General features: G+C 69.9%; 10 protein-coding genes. 6 read left to right on the top strand and 4 right to left on the bottom strand.

Translation table 11 applies throughout. The features are described 5' to 3' along the window. Positions 1-33: 33 nt before the first annotated feature. The 4 genes from WQ53_RS00945 to WQ53_RS00930 all read right to left on the bottom strand — a co-directional run bounded on the left by WQ53_RS00945 (position 34) and on the right by WQ53_RS00930 (position 4,338). Positions 34-867, bottom strand: a complete 834-nt coding sequence (locus tag WQ53_RS00945) for a lysozyme inhibitor LprI family protein (RefSeq protein ID WP_052629590.1) — start codon at positions 865-867, stop codon at positions 34-36. A gap of 75 nt (positions 868-942) precedes the next feature. Beyond that, positions 943-2,472: a pseudouridine synthase gene (locus WQ53_RS00940; protein ID WP_052629589.1), complete on the bottom strand. Its 1,530-nt coding sequence runs from the start codon at positions 2,470-2,472 to the stop codon at positions 943-945. Then, the gene (gene scpB, locus WQ53_RS00935) at positions 2,465-3,385 is read right to left on the bottom strand and encodes an SMC-Scp complex subunit ScpB (protein ID WP_052629588.1); all 921 of its coding nucleotides are present in this window, start codon (positions 3,383-3,385) and stop codon (positions 2,465-2,467) included. The genes WQ53_RS00940 and scpB overlap by 8 nt, the downstream gene beginning before the upstream one ends. A gap of 38 nt (positions 3,386-3,423) precedes the next feature. Further along, positions 3,424-4,338, bottom strand: a complete 915-nt coding sequence (locus WQ53_RS00930) for a segregation and condensation protein A (protein ID WP_052629587.1) — start codon at positions 4,336-4,338, stop codon at positions 3,424-3,426. Positions 4,339-4,934: 596 nt separating this feature from the next. Here WQ53_RS00930 and WQ53_RS00925 point away from each other — a divergent pair. From WQ53_RS00925 to WQ53_RS00900, 6 genes are all read left to right on the top strand, one after another. Further along, complete coding sequence (locus WQ53_RS00925) at positions 4,935-5,981, top strand: LacI family DNA-binding transcriptional regulator (RefSeq protein ID WP_052629586.1); 1,047 nt, start codon at positions 4,935-4,937, stop codon at positions 5,979-5,981. Between the two features lie 37 nt (positions 5,982-6,018). Further along, entirely contained in the window at positions 6,019-9,000 is a 2,982-nt protein-coding gene (locus tag WQ53_RS00920) for a TonB-dependent receptor (protein ID WP_052629585.1), read from the top strand. 135 nt (positions 9,001-9,135) lie between these two features. Continuing rightward, complete coding sequence (locus tag WQ53_RS00915) at positions 9,136-10,764, top strand: glucoamylase family protein (RefSeq protein WP_428992255.1); 1,629 nt, start codon at positions 9,136-9,138, stop codon at positions 10,762-10,764. Between the two features lie 47 nt (positions 10,765-10,811). Further along, positions 10,812-12,077, top strand: a complete 1,266-nt coding sequence (locus WQ53_RS00910; RefSeq protein ID WP_052633818.1) for a sugar ABC transporter substrate-binding protein — start codon at positions 10,812-10,814, stop codon at positions 12,075-12,077. Then, positions 12,074-12,952: a carbohydrate ABC transporter permease gene (locus WQ53_RS00905; protein WP_052629583.1), complete on the top strand. Its 879-nt coding sequence runs from the start codon at positions 12,074-12,076 to the stop codon at positions 12,950-12,952. The genes WQ53_RS00910 and WQ53_RS00905 overlap by 4 nt, the downstream gene beginning before the upstream one ends. 19 nt (positions 12,953-12,971) lie before the next feature. Beyond that, positions 12,972-13,808: a carbohydrate ABC transporter permease gene (locus tag WQ53_RS00900; protein ID WP_052629582.1), complete on the top strand. Its 837-nt coding sequence runs from the start codon at positions 12,972-12,974 to the stop codon at positions 13,806-13,808. Positions 13,809-14,258 lie beyond the last annotated feature (450 nt).

Genomic DNA, 14,258 nt, shown 5'->3' with positions numbered 1-14,258 from the left:
ACCCGGGCGCGGGCGTCGCCGCTGCGTCCGCCTTCAGCGGCCGGCGGCGTCCACCAGGTACAGCGTGCTCGGCCGCTCGAGCAGCCATTCGGTGAACACGGCCATGCAGCGGATGTCCTGGTCCAGCGGCAGGTCCCGGCCCAGTTCCAGTTCCAGCAGGATGAAGCCGTAGGCCCGCTGCGGTGAGGTGCGCTCCGCCACAGCAGGGTCCGTGGATTCTTCACCGGCCGCGGCGAGCGCGCGCCAAACCGGAGTGAACTCCACGCCGTAGGCCATGGCCTGATGCCGGAAGTCGGGGGCATAACCGTCGCGGTGACCGGGATCGGTGCATTCAAGCAGCACCCGCGGTCCCGGCAGGGTCCAGTCAAGATGATCGTCCGGGTCGACGTGCAGCTCCAGCTGCAGGCGCCGCGGCACCGCGCTGCGCAGGTCCAGCCTGCGCTCGGCGCGGGTGTCGTCGATCCGGGCGATGGGACGCTCGATCAGGGGTGCGGTGGGCCATGGCGGCAGCTGCCGCGGCGTCCGGTTGCGCCGATGCAATTCCGCGTTGCGCGTCTGGTAGGCGGCAACCAGGCAGTCGTAGTCGGCGCAGCGGTTGCGCACGTCGCGCAGCCAGCGCCGCTGTTCGCGGCGCAGTGCCGTGCGGTCGGTGCGGTCGGCCTGCTTGGCCAGCAGCGCCTCGTACAGCACCGCCATCCGCCGGTCGGCCGCGGCCAGGTCTGCGTCGCCGCAGATCGTCTTCTCCACCGGCGATGCGGCGCGCGCGCAGTCGAACGCGGGAAAGTGGACGGGAGCCGGCTGCGACGTGGCGGGCGCCGCGTGCAGCATCAGCAGGAGGGCGAGCGGACGCCACGGTCGCAGGGTCATGGTCGGGCAGTCTGGCAAGCCTGCTTCCGACCGTCCATCCCGCACGATGGCGTCGCGCGTCCGCGCGTGCGGGACTCAGCCCTGGCCGCGCGGCCCGCGGTTGCCGCCGCGCGGGGCGCCACCGGGGCGGTTGCCGCCCGGACGCGGTCCGCCGCCCGGCCGACCGGCCGGCCGCGGTCCGCCGGGGCGGGCATTGTTGCCGCGCGGTCCGCGATTGCGGTCCTGCGGGTGGCCGCCCGGGGTGGCGTGGTCGGACGGGAAGTGCGGGGCGCTGCCGGGATGGCCGTAGGGGCGGGCGTTCTTGCGCGGACCCTGGCCCTGGCCTTGGCCCTGTCCGCCGCCGCCGCCAGCGCCACCTCCCGGCTTGCCGTAGCGCGGCTTGCCGCCGGGACCGGCGTTGCGGTGGCCGCTGGGGCCGGTGCTCACGCCCTCGGGCACGTACCAGCTGCGGAACGCGGCCGGGTTGCCGTCCGGCAGCGGCTTGGGGCCCTTCTGCTTGCGCTGCTTGAACGGCTTCTGCGACTGCTTGGCTGCCATTTCGCCGCTCACTGTCAGCCCGCCATGTGGCTTCTTGCCGCCGCGGCCGCCGCGGCGGTCTTCGCGCACGTGGTCGAAGCGGCGCAGCTCGCGGCCTTCGTCGGCGGTGTTGTGGCCGTTGACGTAGGCCTGGCCGGGACCGCGCTCGCGGCCGACGTGCACGGTCGACTTGGCCGCGCGGCGCTGGCCGATCACCGGCTGCAGGGTCAGGGTCGAGGCGCTGTTGTCCTCCAGCGCCAGTTCCTTGCGCAGCGCTTCGACCTGCGGCGCCGGCAGTTCCTGCGACTGGCCGCGCAGCAGTTCGCGCGGCAGGCTGATGCTGCCGTAGCGCACGCGCTTGAGCCGGCTGACCTGGCAGCCCTGCGATTCCCACAGGCGCCGCACTTCGCGGTTGCGGCCTTCCTTGACCACCACGCTGAACCAGTCGTGCCGGCTCTCACCGGGTGTGCTGGTGCCGCCGATGCGCTCGATCCGATCGAACTTGGCCGGGCCGTCCTCCAGCGCCACGCCGCGGGCGAGGCGGTCGACGAGGTTGTCCGGCACGCTGTCCTGGCCTTCCGGCGCGCGCACGCGCACCACGTACTCGCGCTCGACCTCGTGCGAGGGGTGCATCATCGCGTTGGCGATCTCGCCGTCGGTGGTCAGCAGCAGCAGGCCGGTGGTGTTGATGTCCAGGCGGCCGACCGCGATCCAGCGCGCGCCCTTCAGCCGCGGCAGCGCCTCGAAGATGGTCGGGCGGCCCTCGGGATCCTCGCGGGTGGTCACTTCGCCCTCGGGCTTGTTGTAGACCAGAACGCGCGCAGGCTCGGTCAGCGCCGAGGCGACGAAGGCCTTGCCATCGAGCTCGACGCGGTCGCCGCTGCGGATGCTCTGGCCGACCTGGGCGACCTCGCCGTTGACCTTGACCAGGCCGTCGGCGATGCGCTGCTCCAGCGCGCGGCGCGAGCCGAGCCCGGCCTGGGCCAGGACCTTGTGCAGGCGTTCCTCGAGCTTGGCGGGAGCGGCGGCTTCTTCGCCGCGCTTCAGCGACAGCTTGCCGAGGGGCTTGCGGGGGGTTGAATCAGTCATGGATCTTGCTCCGGCCGTCGGTGTCTTCCGTGGCCTGGGTTTCGGGATCGCCGGAGGCGTCGTCGGCCTCTGGCGGGGAGGGAGTATCGGTGTCTTCCCCGGCGTCGGCAGCGTCGGCCACGTCGTCGGGAACGGATGCGGGGCTGGTGTCGTCGCCGGCAGCGGCGCCGGCCGGGTCTTCTTGCGCGCCGGCGTCGACGTCCGGCGCGGCATCGGGTGCCGAACCGGCGTCGCCGGATTGCACGCTGTCGTCCTGCGCCGCCGCGTCAGCCTGCGGTGCATCGTCCTGGCCGCCGGCGGTACCGGCATCGTCGTCGTTGTCGCGGGCGATGCCGGCCTGCGCCGGCGCCGCTTCCGGATCCAGCGGCAGCTGCGGTTCCAGTTCGCCGATGTCCTTCAGTTCCGACAGCGGCGGCAGTTCGTCCAGGCGCTTGAGCCCGAAGTAGTCGAGGAAGCCCTTGGTGGTGCCGTACAGCGCCGGCCTGCCGGGCACGTCGCGGTGGCCGACCACGCGGATCCACTCGCGCTCCTCCAGCGCCTGGATGATGTTGCTGCTCACCGCCACGCCGCGGACCTGCTCGATCTCGCCGCGGGTGATCGGCTGGCGGTAGGCGATCAGCGCCAGGGTCTCCAGGGTGGCACGGGTGTACTTGGTCTTGCGCTCGGTCCACAGCCGCGCGACCCAGCCGTGCACCTCGGCCTTGACCTGGTAGCGGAAGCCGGAGGCGACCTCGACCAGTTCCACGCCACGGTCGGCGCAGGCCTCGGCCAGCTGCTCGAGCGCGGCCTCGACGCTGCCGGGCGGCGCCGGGGCGTCCTCGGGGAACAGCGCGTGCAGCTGGGCCAGCGCCAGCGGCTGGTTGGCGGCCAGCAATGCGGCCTCGACGATACGGTTGATCAGCGCCTGGTCCATGGATCTCGCAGGGTCTGGTGGATGGGCGGCACGGGCGGTCAGCCCGCGGCCGGCTCGTTGGCGGCGTCGCCGTCGTCGAACTCGCTGTGGAACTGCAGCGGTTCGTTGGTGTTGCCGATCGCCAGCGACTTGACGTAGATCGGTGCCAGCGGTGCGTCCTGGACGATGTCCAGCAACTGCTCCTTGGCCAGTTCCAGCAGCGAGAGGAAGGTCACCAGCACCCCGAGCTTGCCTTCCTCGGCGGTGAACAGGGTCTCGAAGCGGTGGAACTTGCCGTCGTCCAGCCGCTGCAGCACCTCGCCCATGCGCTGGCGCACGCTCAGCGCCTCACGCTTGATGTGGTGGCCGCTGAACAGCTCGGCGCGCTTGAGCACGTCGTGCAGGGCCAGCAGCATCTCGCGCAGGTCCACCGGCGGCGGCAGCCGGACCACCGCGCGGTCCGGCACGAACGCCTGCACCGGGGTGGTGTCGCGGTCCTGGCGCGGCAGGGCGTCGATGTCCTCGGCGGCCTGCTTGAAGCGCTCGTACTCCTGCAGCCGGCGGACCAGCTCGGCGCGCGGGTCGGCCTCGTCGCCGTCCTCGCTCACCGGCCGCGGCAGCAGCATCCGCGACTTGATCTCGGCCAGGATCGCGGCCATGACCAGGTATTCGGCCGCCAGCTCGAAGCGCAGGTCCTGCATCGCGCCGATGTAGTCGACGTACTGGCGGGTGATCTCGGCGACCGGGATGTCGAGGATGTCCAGGTTCTGCCGGCGGATCAGGTACAGCAGCAGGTCCAGCGGTCCCTCGAACGCGTCGAGGATCACCTCCAGCGCGTCCGGCGGGATGTACAGGTCCTGCGGGATCTGCAGCAGCGGCTGCCCATGCACTACCGCCAGCGGCATTTCCTGCTGCTGCGGGGCCGAAGGCGGCTGCGTTGTCGGGGTCGCGTCTTGCGCGGGTTCGGAACTCATCTGCTCGGAAGCCAGGCCCGGTACGGGGGCGCGCAGCGGCGCGGGGAAGGCGCGTGCTGCGCCTGCGATGGCGGACGTCGCCGGAAGGCCGGGACGGGCGCCGATACAAGCACATCAAATACAGGCCCGGCGCCGCGGAAGGGGCGGCGGCCGACAGCCGGGGAGGTCGTCTGCGTGTGGCGGGGAGGGGCAGCGATTCGGTCGCCGGGAGTGGCGGGCACCCTCTTGGCGGGGCGTCCCGTGTCGTTCCCTGGTCCGGCGGGCCGCTGCTTCCGGCCAACGTGTGAAGGCAAGGGTAAGCGCTGCCCCGGCGGCTGTCCAGCGGCAGCACACGCGGGCCGGCGGCGGGGATGCACTGCGGTCGGGCCCGGATCCACGCGCCAGACCGGGCCGGTCGTTCCGGCGACTGCGGAACCGGCGTTGCCCGGGCGGGATCCCGATGACCATGGCATGCCTTTGATGCACTGCAACATGAGGAATGCAGGATATCTTGTTGATAGCGCTATCAATCATCCCGGTTCGCCCACGGTTCCCTTGCGCTCTGAAAACGGTTACAGTGCCGCACCGGTCGCTCGCTCGACCGGGCGAGGAGCGTAATGGGACGCCAGGCGGTCACCATCCGCGATGTCGCACGCGAGGCCAATGTCTCGGTGGCCACCGTGTCCCGTGCCCTGAACGGACACAGCAACGTCGCCGAGCCGGTACGCCGGCAGGTGCTGGAAGTGGCCCACCGCCTGCGCTACAGCCCGCACGCGGCCGCGCGCAGCCTCAGCAGCCGCAGCACCCAGACCATCGGCGTGGTGCTGCCGGACCTGCATGGCGAATTCTTCTCCGAACTGATCCGCGGCATCGACTCGCGGGCGCGCGCCGCCGGGCGCCACCTGCTGCTGTCCAGCTACCACGGCGATCCCGACGAGCAGGCCGCCGCGCTGCGCGCGATGCGCGGGCGGGTGGACGGGCTGCTGGTGATGTCGCCCTACGCCGAGCGCCCGGGCTTCCTGGCCGAGAACCTGCCGCAGTCGCTGCCGGTGGTGCTGATCAGCACCCAGCAGCACGAGCCGGCCTGGCCGGTGTTCGAGATCGACAACCATGCCGGCGCGGTGGCGATGACCCGCCACCTGCTCTCGCTGGGCCACCGGCACCTCGCCTTCATCGGCGGGCCCGAGCACAACCACGATGCGCGCGAGCGCCTGCGCGGCTTCCGCGACGCCATCGCCAGCGAGAGCGGCGCGCGCGGCAGCGAATACCCGGGTGATTTCGGCGAGGCCTCGGGCCATCGCGCCGGACGCGCGATCCTGGACACGGGCGATCGCCCCGATGCGGTGTTCGCCGCCAACGACATGATGGCGCTGGGTTGCCTGTACGCCTTCGCCCAGGCGGGCCTGGAAGTGCCGCGCGACATCGCGCTCGCCGGGTTCGACGACATCCCGCTGGCGCGGTTCGTTCACCCTTCGTTGACCACGATGCGGGTGAGTATCGCCGAACTCGGCGGAAACGCCCTGAAGCGCCTGCTGGTGGAGATCGAGGCCGGCGAGGCGGTGTTGGAACCACGCCATGTGCTGGTGCCCGAACTGGTCGTGCGCCAGTCCAGCGCCGCGCCGGCGCGGCCGGTGGCCGCCAGGCGTACGAAGAAGTCCGAATAGACAACCCGATCGATATCTGTCCTGGGAGGGAAGATCGATGAACGGCAAACGCAATGGCAGGCCCGTACGCAAACTGCTCACGGTGGCCCTGGCCGGCTGCCTGGTGCTGGGGGCCGCGCCGGCACTGGCGCAGAGCACCGGCGCCACCATCCGCGGCCAGGTCATGGCCGATTCGGCGCCTGCGTCCGACGCGCAGGTGGTCGTGGTCAACACCGCCACCGGCCTGCGTCGCAGCGTTCAGGCTGGCGCCAACGGCGGCTACAGCATCACCGGCCTGCCGCCCGGCACCTACCGCATCGAGGCCCAGTCCGGCGGGCAGACCACCACCCGCGAACTGACCGTGCAGGTGGGACAGACCGCCACGCTCAATCTCGGCGTGGGCGGCGTGGCGGAAACGGGCCCGGCCGGCGAGGCGACCACGCTGGATACCGTGCAGGTCGTGGCTACGGCGGTGGAGACGCGCACCTCGGAAGTGGCCACCTACATCAGCACCCGGCAGATCGAGGCGCTGCCGCAGAACAGCCGCAACTTCCTCGCCTTCGCCGACACCGTGCCGGGCGTGCAGTTCATCACCGACGCCAGCGGCAATACCCGCCTGCGCTCGGGCGCGCAGAGCGCCAACGCGGTCAACGTGTTCATCGACGGCGTGGGCCAGAAGAACTACGTCACCACCGGCGGCATCAGCGGCCAGGACACCAGCCGCGGCAACCCGTTCCCGCAGTCGGCGATCGGCGAGTACAAGGTCATCACCCAGAACTACAAGGCCGAGTACGACCAGCTGAGCAGCGCCGCGGTCGTCGCCGCCACCCGCTCGGGCAGCAACCAGTTCGAGGGCAGCTTCTTCTGGGACCTCACGATGACCGACTGGCGCGCCCGTACCGATTTCGAGCGCAGGCCGGGCGCGACCAAGGCCGAAAGCAGGCAGGAGCAGTACGGCGTGTCCTTCGGCGGGCCGATCGCGCAGGACGTGGCGCACTTCTTCGTGGCCTACGAGGCCAAGGAGTTCAGCTCGCCGAGGACGTTCCGTCTCGGTGCCGGCTACGACCTGAGCGGACTGCCCGAGGAGTTCCAGCGCGAATTCGGGAACGGCACCTACACCTCGCCGTTCAAGGAGGACCTGTACTTCGGCAAGGTCGACTGGCTGATCGGCGAGAACCACTATTTCGAGTTGACCGCCAAGTACCGGGACGAAAGCGAGACCATCCAGGTCGGCGACGAGCGCATGCCGTCGGCGGCCACGTTCAACACCAACGAGGAGACCCGGGTCGACCTGCGCTGGCAGTGGACCGCGGGCGACTGGCTCAACGACGCGCACATCACCTACGAGGACGCGTTCTGGAGCCCGCAACCGGCCAACTTCATCCCGGGCTACTACCTGGTCACGGGCAACAACGGTACGTCCCGGGACGGCACCCTGATCGTCCGCAGCGGCGGCAGCGACAACTACCAGGACAAGGGCCAGAAGGGCTGGTCGTTCCAGGACGACCTGACCTTCACCGGCTGGAGCGGCCACACGCTCAAGATGGGCATCAAGTACAAGCGCGTGGACCTGGAGACGCTGGAGCAGAACCGGTACAACCCGCAGTTCTACTACGACATCAACGAGAGCCTGTCGGTGCCGATCCAGGTGCGGTTCGGCGCGCCGGTGGCCGGGTTCGGCGACGGCACCGCCAGTTCGGCGAACACCCAGTTCGGCATCTACATCCAGGACGACTGGGAGGTCAACGAGCACCTGACCCTGAACCTGGGCGTGCGCTGGGACGTGGAGACCACGCCCAGCTACGAGGATTACGTGACCCCGGTGGAAGTGGTCACCGCCCTGCAGAACTCCAACACCAACCTGTCCAACTCCGGCATCGACATCAACGACTACATCAGCACCGGCGGCAACCGCGATCCGGACCGCAACAACTGGGCGCCGCGCTTCGGTTTCTCGTACGACCTCAACGCCGACCAGCGGCACGTGATCTTCGGCGGCGCCGGCCGTTCGTACGACCGCAACCTGTTCGACTACCTGCAGAACGAGCAGTCCAAGGCCAGCTGGGGCCAGTACGTCTACGACTTCAACACGGCGATGCATCCGTGCGACACCGCCACCAGTGCCATCTGCCGCGAGTGGGATCCGAACTACCTCGACCCGGACTACCTGCGCGGCACAGCCGTCGCCGGTTCCGGGCGCGAAGTGTTCCTGATGAATAACAACCTGGTGGTGCCGTATTCGGACCAGTACGGCCTGGGCATGCGCAACATGTTCGGGGCCTGGGGCCACGACTGGCACACCGAGGTCATGTACTCCTACGTCAGGAGCCACGACGGCATCGCGTTCCTGCTCGGCAACCGGCGTGACGACGGGCTGTTCTTCCCGCCCGACCCGCCGGGCGCGACCGATCCGCCGCCGTGGGGCCAGGGCTTCGCCCCGTTCTCCAACCTGATCCTCGGGCAGAACGCGCTGGAGACGCGCACCCATGCGGTCTACCTCAAGCTCGAGAAGCCCTACACGCGTTCGTCCGGCTGGGGCGCGACGCTGGCCTACACCTGGACCGATTCGGAGCAGAACAGCCCGATCGACGGCTGGCCCGGCGCGTTCAACGCCGAGTTCATCGAGGACTACGGCTGGTTCCCGGGCAAGGTCCCGGAGAACCGGGTGGTCGCCTCCGGCATCTGGGACGGGCCCTTGGGGCTGACGTTCTCCGGCAAGGGCGTGTGGTCCGATGCCACCCCGCGCTACTACCAGAACTGCAACATGCCGGAATGGGCCTTCTGCCATTTCGCCAGCTACACGCCGGACGACGACTTCAAGCAGGTCGACCTGGCGGTGGAGAAGGTGTTCGACACCGGCAGCAACGTGCGCCTGCGGCTGCGCTTCGACGTGCTCAACGTGTTCGACTGGACCAACTACGCCGGCTACGAGGACTGGCGCGGCGGCGCCGGCGAGCCCCAGAATCCGCTCTGGGGCACGCCCAACGCGATCGCACTGCCCACGCGGACCTTCAAGCTGGGCATCGGCATCGACTGGTGAGTCCACGGCGGCCGGGCCCGGCCTCCTCTCCCGCCGGGCCGGCCGTTGCGTTCCGTCCCGTCCGCGCGCCGCGAGGCGCCGGGCGGGACGGGCCGGGTGGCAAGACAGGGCGGGTTGCGTGAGATGGGGGTCAGAGTGAACTGGCGGCATCTGCGAATCGGGGCGACGATGGCCATCGCGGCATGGCTGGCGGCGGCGTGCGGACGCGACCAGCCGCCGCCGCAACTGCCGCCGCCGCCCAAGCCCGACGTGATCCTGATCGAAGCGGTCCTGCCCGAGCGGCCACCGCGGCCGGAGCTGCCGCCGCTGTTCCGCGACATCGAGAAGCGCACCTTCCAGTTCTTCTGGGACACCACCAACGAGCAGAACGGCCTGACCCCGGACCGCTACCCGTCGCGCCCGTTCGCCAGCATCGCCTCGATCGGCTACGCGTTGACCGCCTATCCGATCGGCATCGAGAACGGCTGGGTCAGCCGCACCCAGGCGGTGGACCGCACCCTGACCACGCTGCGCTTCCTGCGCGACATCCCGGAGGGGCCGCAGCGCACCGGAAAAGGCGCCTACAAGGGCTTCTACTACCACTTCCTCGACATGCAGCACGGCCATCGCTACGACAGCTGGGTGGAACTGTCGAGCGTGGACACCGCGCTGATGATGATGGGCGTGCTGTTCGCCCAGGCCTACTTCGACGGCGACGACCCGCGCGAGCAGGAGATCCGCCGGCTGGCCGACCAGCTGTACCGCAAGGTCGACTGGACCTGGCTGCAGCAGCGCGAGCCGCTGGTGTCGATGGGCTGGTTCCCGGAAAGCGGCTTCATCGTCCATGACTGGATGGGCTACAACGAGGCGATGCTGCTGTACGTGCTGGCGCTGGGCTCGCCGACCCATCCGGTCAGCGAGGACGCCTGGACGGTGTGGACCCGCACCTACGACCACGACTGGGGGGTCTACTACGGACAGGAGTACCTGTCCTTCGGCCCGCTGTTCGGCCACCAGTACAGCCACGTCTGGATCGACTACCGCGACATCCAGGACGCCTACATGCGCGGGCGCGGGATCGACTACTTCCTCAACAGCCGCCGCGCCGCGCTGGCCCAGCGCGAATACGCCATCGCCAATCCGATGAAGTGGAAGGACTACGGCGAGAACGTGTGGGGCCTGACCGCCGGCGACGGGCCGCAGAACACCCGCCAGATCTACCGCGGCGAGGAGCGCGAGTTCCGCCACTATTCCTCGCGCGGGGCCGGCCTGCGCGAGAACTTCGACGACGGCACCATCGTCCCGACCGCGGCGATCTCCTCGATCGTGTTCGCGCCCGAGGTGGTGATCCCGGCCACCGAGGAGATGCACCGCCGCTACGGCGACTTCCTGTACTCCAGCTACGGTTTCCTCGACTCGTTCAACCCCAGCTTCGACTTCGACATCCCGCTCAAGACCGGGCGGCTGGTGCCGGGCAAGGGCTGGGTGGCCAGCGACTACATCGGCATCGACCAGGGGCCGATCCTGGCGATGATCGCCAACTACCGCAACGAGTTCGTGTGGACGGTGATGAAGAAGAGCCCGTACATCCGCACCGGGCTGGAACGGGCCGGTTTCCGCGGTGGCTGGCTCACCCCGGAGGACGAGACGCCCGAGGCGCCGCAGTCCGATCCCGGCGCCGCGTCGGCACGCGCGCTGGGCGTGGCCGAGTCGCGCGCGGCGGCGGCCGAGGCGCAGAAGCAGCAGGAGCAGCCTCCCAGCAACCGCGCGCAGCCGCCACCGTGAGCGCCCCGGCCCACTGGCGCGGCGCGGCGCGCGCGGCGGCCGCGTGCGTGCTCCCGATCCTGGTGCTCGTCCTGGCCGCCTGCGGCCGCGACGCGCCCGAGCCGGTGCGCTTCTGGGCGATGGGCCGCGAGGCCGAAGTGGTCGCCGAACTGGTCCCCGAGTTCGAGCGCGAGACCGGCATCCGCGTGGAGATCCAGCAGGTCCCCTGGACCGCCGCGCACGAGAAGCTGCTGACCGCCTTCGCCGCCGAGGCGCTGCCGGACGTGTGCCAGCTCGGCAACACCTGGCTGCCGGAGTTCGCCGCGCTGGGCGTGCTGGAGCCGCTGCAGCCGTTCGTCGACGCCTCCGAAGTGGTCGACCCGGAGGATTTCTTCCCCGGCATCTGGGACACGGCGGTGATCGACGGGGAACTGCTCGGCATCCCGTGGTACGTGGACACGCGCCTGCTGTTCTACCGCAAGGACATCCTGCGCGAGGCCGGCGTGGAGCGGCCGCCGCGGACCTGGGCCGAGTGGGAGCAGGCGATGGCCGCGGTCAAGCGCCATGTCGGCCCGGACCGCTACGCGGTGCTGATGCCGCTCAACGAGTTCGAGCAGCAGCTGTCGTTCGCGCTGCAGCAGGATGACCCGCTGCTGCGCGACCACGACAACCGCGGCAACTTCCGGAGCCCGGGCTTCCGCCGCGCGCTGGCCTTCTACGCCAACATGTTCGAGCAGGGCTGGGCGCCGAAGATGTCCGAGACCCAGATCTCCAACGTCTGGGACGAGTTCTTCAACGGCTACTACGCGTTCTACCTGTCCGGACCGTGGAACGTCCGCGAGTTCCGCCGGCGCCAGCCGCCGGCGCTGGAAGGGCAGTGGGGCACCATGCCGCTGCCCGGTCCCGACGGCCCGGGCGCGGGCATCGCCGGCGGCACCAGCCTGGTGCTGTTCCGCGACTCGCCGCGCCAGCCGGAGGCATGGAAGCTGATCGAGTTCCTGTCGCGGCCCGACATCCAGCAGCGTTTCCACGCCATGATCGGCAACCTGCCGCCGAGGCGCAGCACCTGGGAGCATCCGGCGCTGGCGCAGGACGAGCTGTCGCACGCCTTCCGCGACCAGCTCGAGCGGGTCGAGCCGACCCCGAAGGTGCTGGAATGGGAGCGGATCGTGCAGGAGATGCGCATCGCCACCGAGCGCGTGGTCCGCGGCGGCGAGCCGCAGGACCAGGCCCTGCGCGAACTGGACCGGCGGGTCGACGCGATCCTGGAGAAGCGGCGCTGGATGTACGAACGCGAACATCCGGACGCCGCGGCCGTCGAGGCGACGCCATGAGCCGTTCGCTCGCCGGCTGGATGTTCGCCGCGCCGGCGTTGCTGGTGCTCGGCGTGTTCTTCGGCCTGCCGGTGCTGGCAGCGCTGGCGCTGAGCCTGACCGACTTCGACCTGTACGCGCTGGCCGACCGCGACAACCTGCGCTTCATCGCGCTGGACAACTACATCGAGCTGCTGCGCACGCCGATGTTCTGGAAGGCGCTGTGGAACACCACCTACTTCGTGGTGGTCGGGGTGCCACTGTCGATCGCGGTGTCGCTGGGCGCGGCGCTGCTGCTCAACGCACCGGTGGCGCGGGCCAGGGCGCTGTTCCGTACCGCGCTGTTCGCGCCGGTGGTGACCACCCTGGTGGCGGTGGCGGTGATCTGGCGCTACCTGTTCCACACCAGCTACGGCCTGGTGAACTGGGCGCTGGGCCACGTCGGCATCTCGCCGGTGGACTGGCTGGGCGACCCGCGCTGGGCGATGCCGACCATCATCCTGTTCGCGGTGTGGAAGAACTTCGGCTACAACATGGTGATCTTCCTGGCCGGCCTGCAGGCGATCCCGCAGGACCTGTACGAGGCCGCGCGCATCGACGGCGCCTCGCGCTGGCGCCAGTTCCTGCACATCACCCTGCCGCAGCTGGGGCCGGTGCTGCTGGTGGTCGGTGTGATCACCGTGTCCGGCTACTTCCAGCTGTTCGCCGAGCCCTACGTGATGACCCGCGGCGACCCGCTGCAGAGCACGGTCAGCGTGCTGTACTTCATGTTCGAGGAGGGCTTCAAGTGGTGGAACCTGGGCCGCGCCTCGGCAGTGGCGTTCCTGCTGTTCCTGATCATCCTGGGCGTGACCACGCTGATGCTGCGCCTCGGGCGCAGGAAGGGGCTGGTATGAAGCACCGGCGGGCAGGCGCATGAGTCGCGAGGTCGGGCAGTCGCGCGCACATGCGCTGCTGGTCAACGGCGCGCTGCTGGCGCTGGCCGCGGTCAGCCTGGCGCCGCTGCTGTGGATGCTGTCGGTGTCGTTCATGCCGGCCGGCGAGGCCAGCCGCTTCCCGCCGCCGCTGCTGCCGTCGTCGGTCACGTTCGACAACTACCACGAGATGTTCGGCCGCACCGGCATGGCCCGCAACTTCGCCAACAGCGTGCTGGTGTCGGTGGCCATCACCCTGGGCGCGCTGCTGTTCAACACCCTGGCCGGCTACGCCTTCGCCAAGCTGCGCTTCGCCGGCCGCGAGCGGGTGTTCCAGCTGCTGCTGGCCGCGCTGGTGGTCCCGGCGCAGGTGGCGATGCTGCCGCTGTTCCTGCTGATGAAGCAGCTGGGCCTGGTCAACACCTACGCCGGGGTGGTGGTGCCGGCGCTGGCCGGGGTGTTCGGCATCTTCCTGGTGCGCCAGTACGCGCGCTCGATCCCGGACGAGCTGCTGGAGGCGGCGCGGATCGACGGGGCGGGCGAGTGGCGGATCTTCTTCACCATCGTGCTGCCGATGCTCAAGCCGGTGCTAGTGACGCTGGCGATCTTCACCTTCATGGCCGCCTGGAACGACTTCATGTGGCCGCTGATCGTGCTGACCGACCAGGCGAACTACACCCTGCCGGTGGCGATGGCCTCGCTCTCGCGCGAGCACATCCAGGACGTGGAGATGATGATGGCCGGCGCGGTGGTCACGGTGATCCCGGTGCTGGCGCTGTTCCTGCTGCTGCAGCGCTACTACATCCAGGGACTGTTGCTGGGCAGCGTGAAAGGATGAGGTGGGTTCGATGTTCTCAGATGGATTGCTGGGCGGTTGGCTGAAAGCATTGGCTTGCCGGCATGGTCGCGGGGCCGGTGCGGTGCCCCGGGCCGGGACACGCCGTGAATCCATCCCTGGAGGCTCGACGGCGGCATCCATGCCGCCGACGGTCCCGGCCCGGGGCACCGCACCGGCCCTCCGGTCCTGGCTGGATGCGGGTAGAAAAAGCAGGGGGTCGCTCAAGCCCATCCAGTCACGCGACCTGGGAGTCCTCAGTGGATTTGCCGATGGGCACATAGATCGCAGTGTTGTTGCTTTTCCCGTCAGGTCGCCGCGGACGCTTGCAGGCGAGACATGGTCTCCCTTGGCGAAACGCGCCGTAGATCCATCCATGGAGGCTCGACGGCGCCATCCATGGCGCCGTCGGTTTCGCCAAGGGAGACCATGCCTCGCCCTACGCCACGCTGG

The sequence above is a fragment of the Pseudoxanthomonas suwonensis genome, from assembly GCF_000972865.1.
In the GTDB taxonomy this organism is placed as follows: domain Bacteria; phylum Pseudomonadota; class Gammaproteobacteria; order Xanthomonadales; family Xanthomonadaceae; genus Pseudoxanthomonas; species Pseudoxanthomonas suwonensis_B.
The sequence above is the reverse complement of the archived record's forward strand: the minus strand, read 5'-3'. Positions and strand labels throughout refer to the sequence as shown.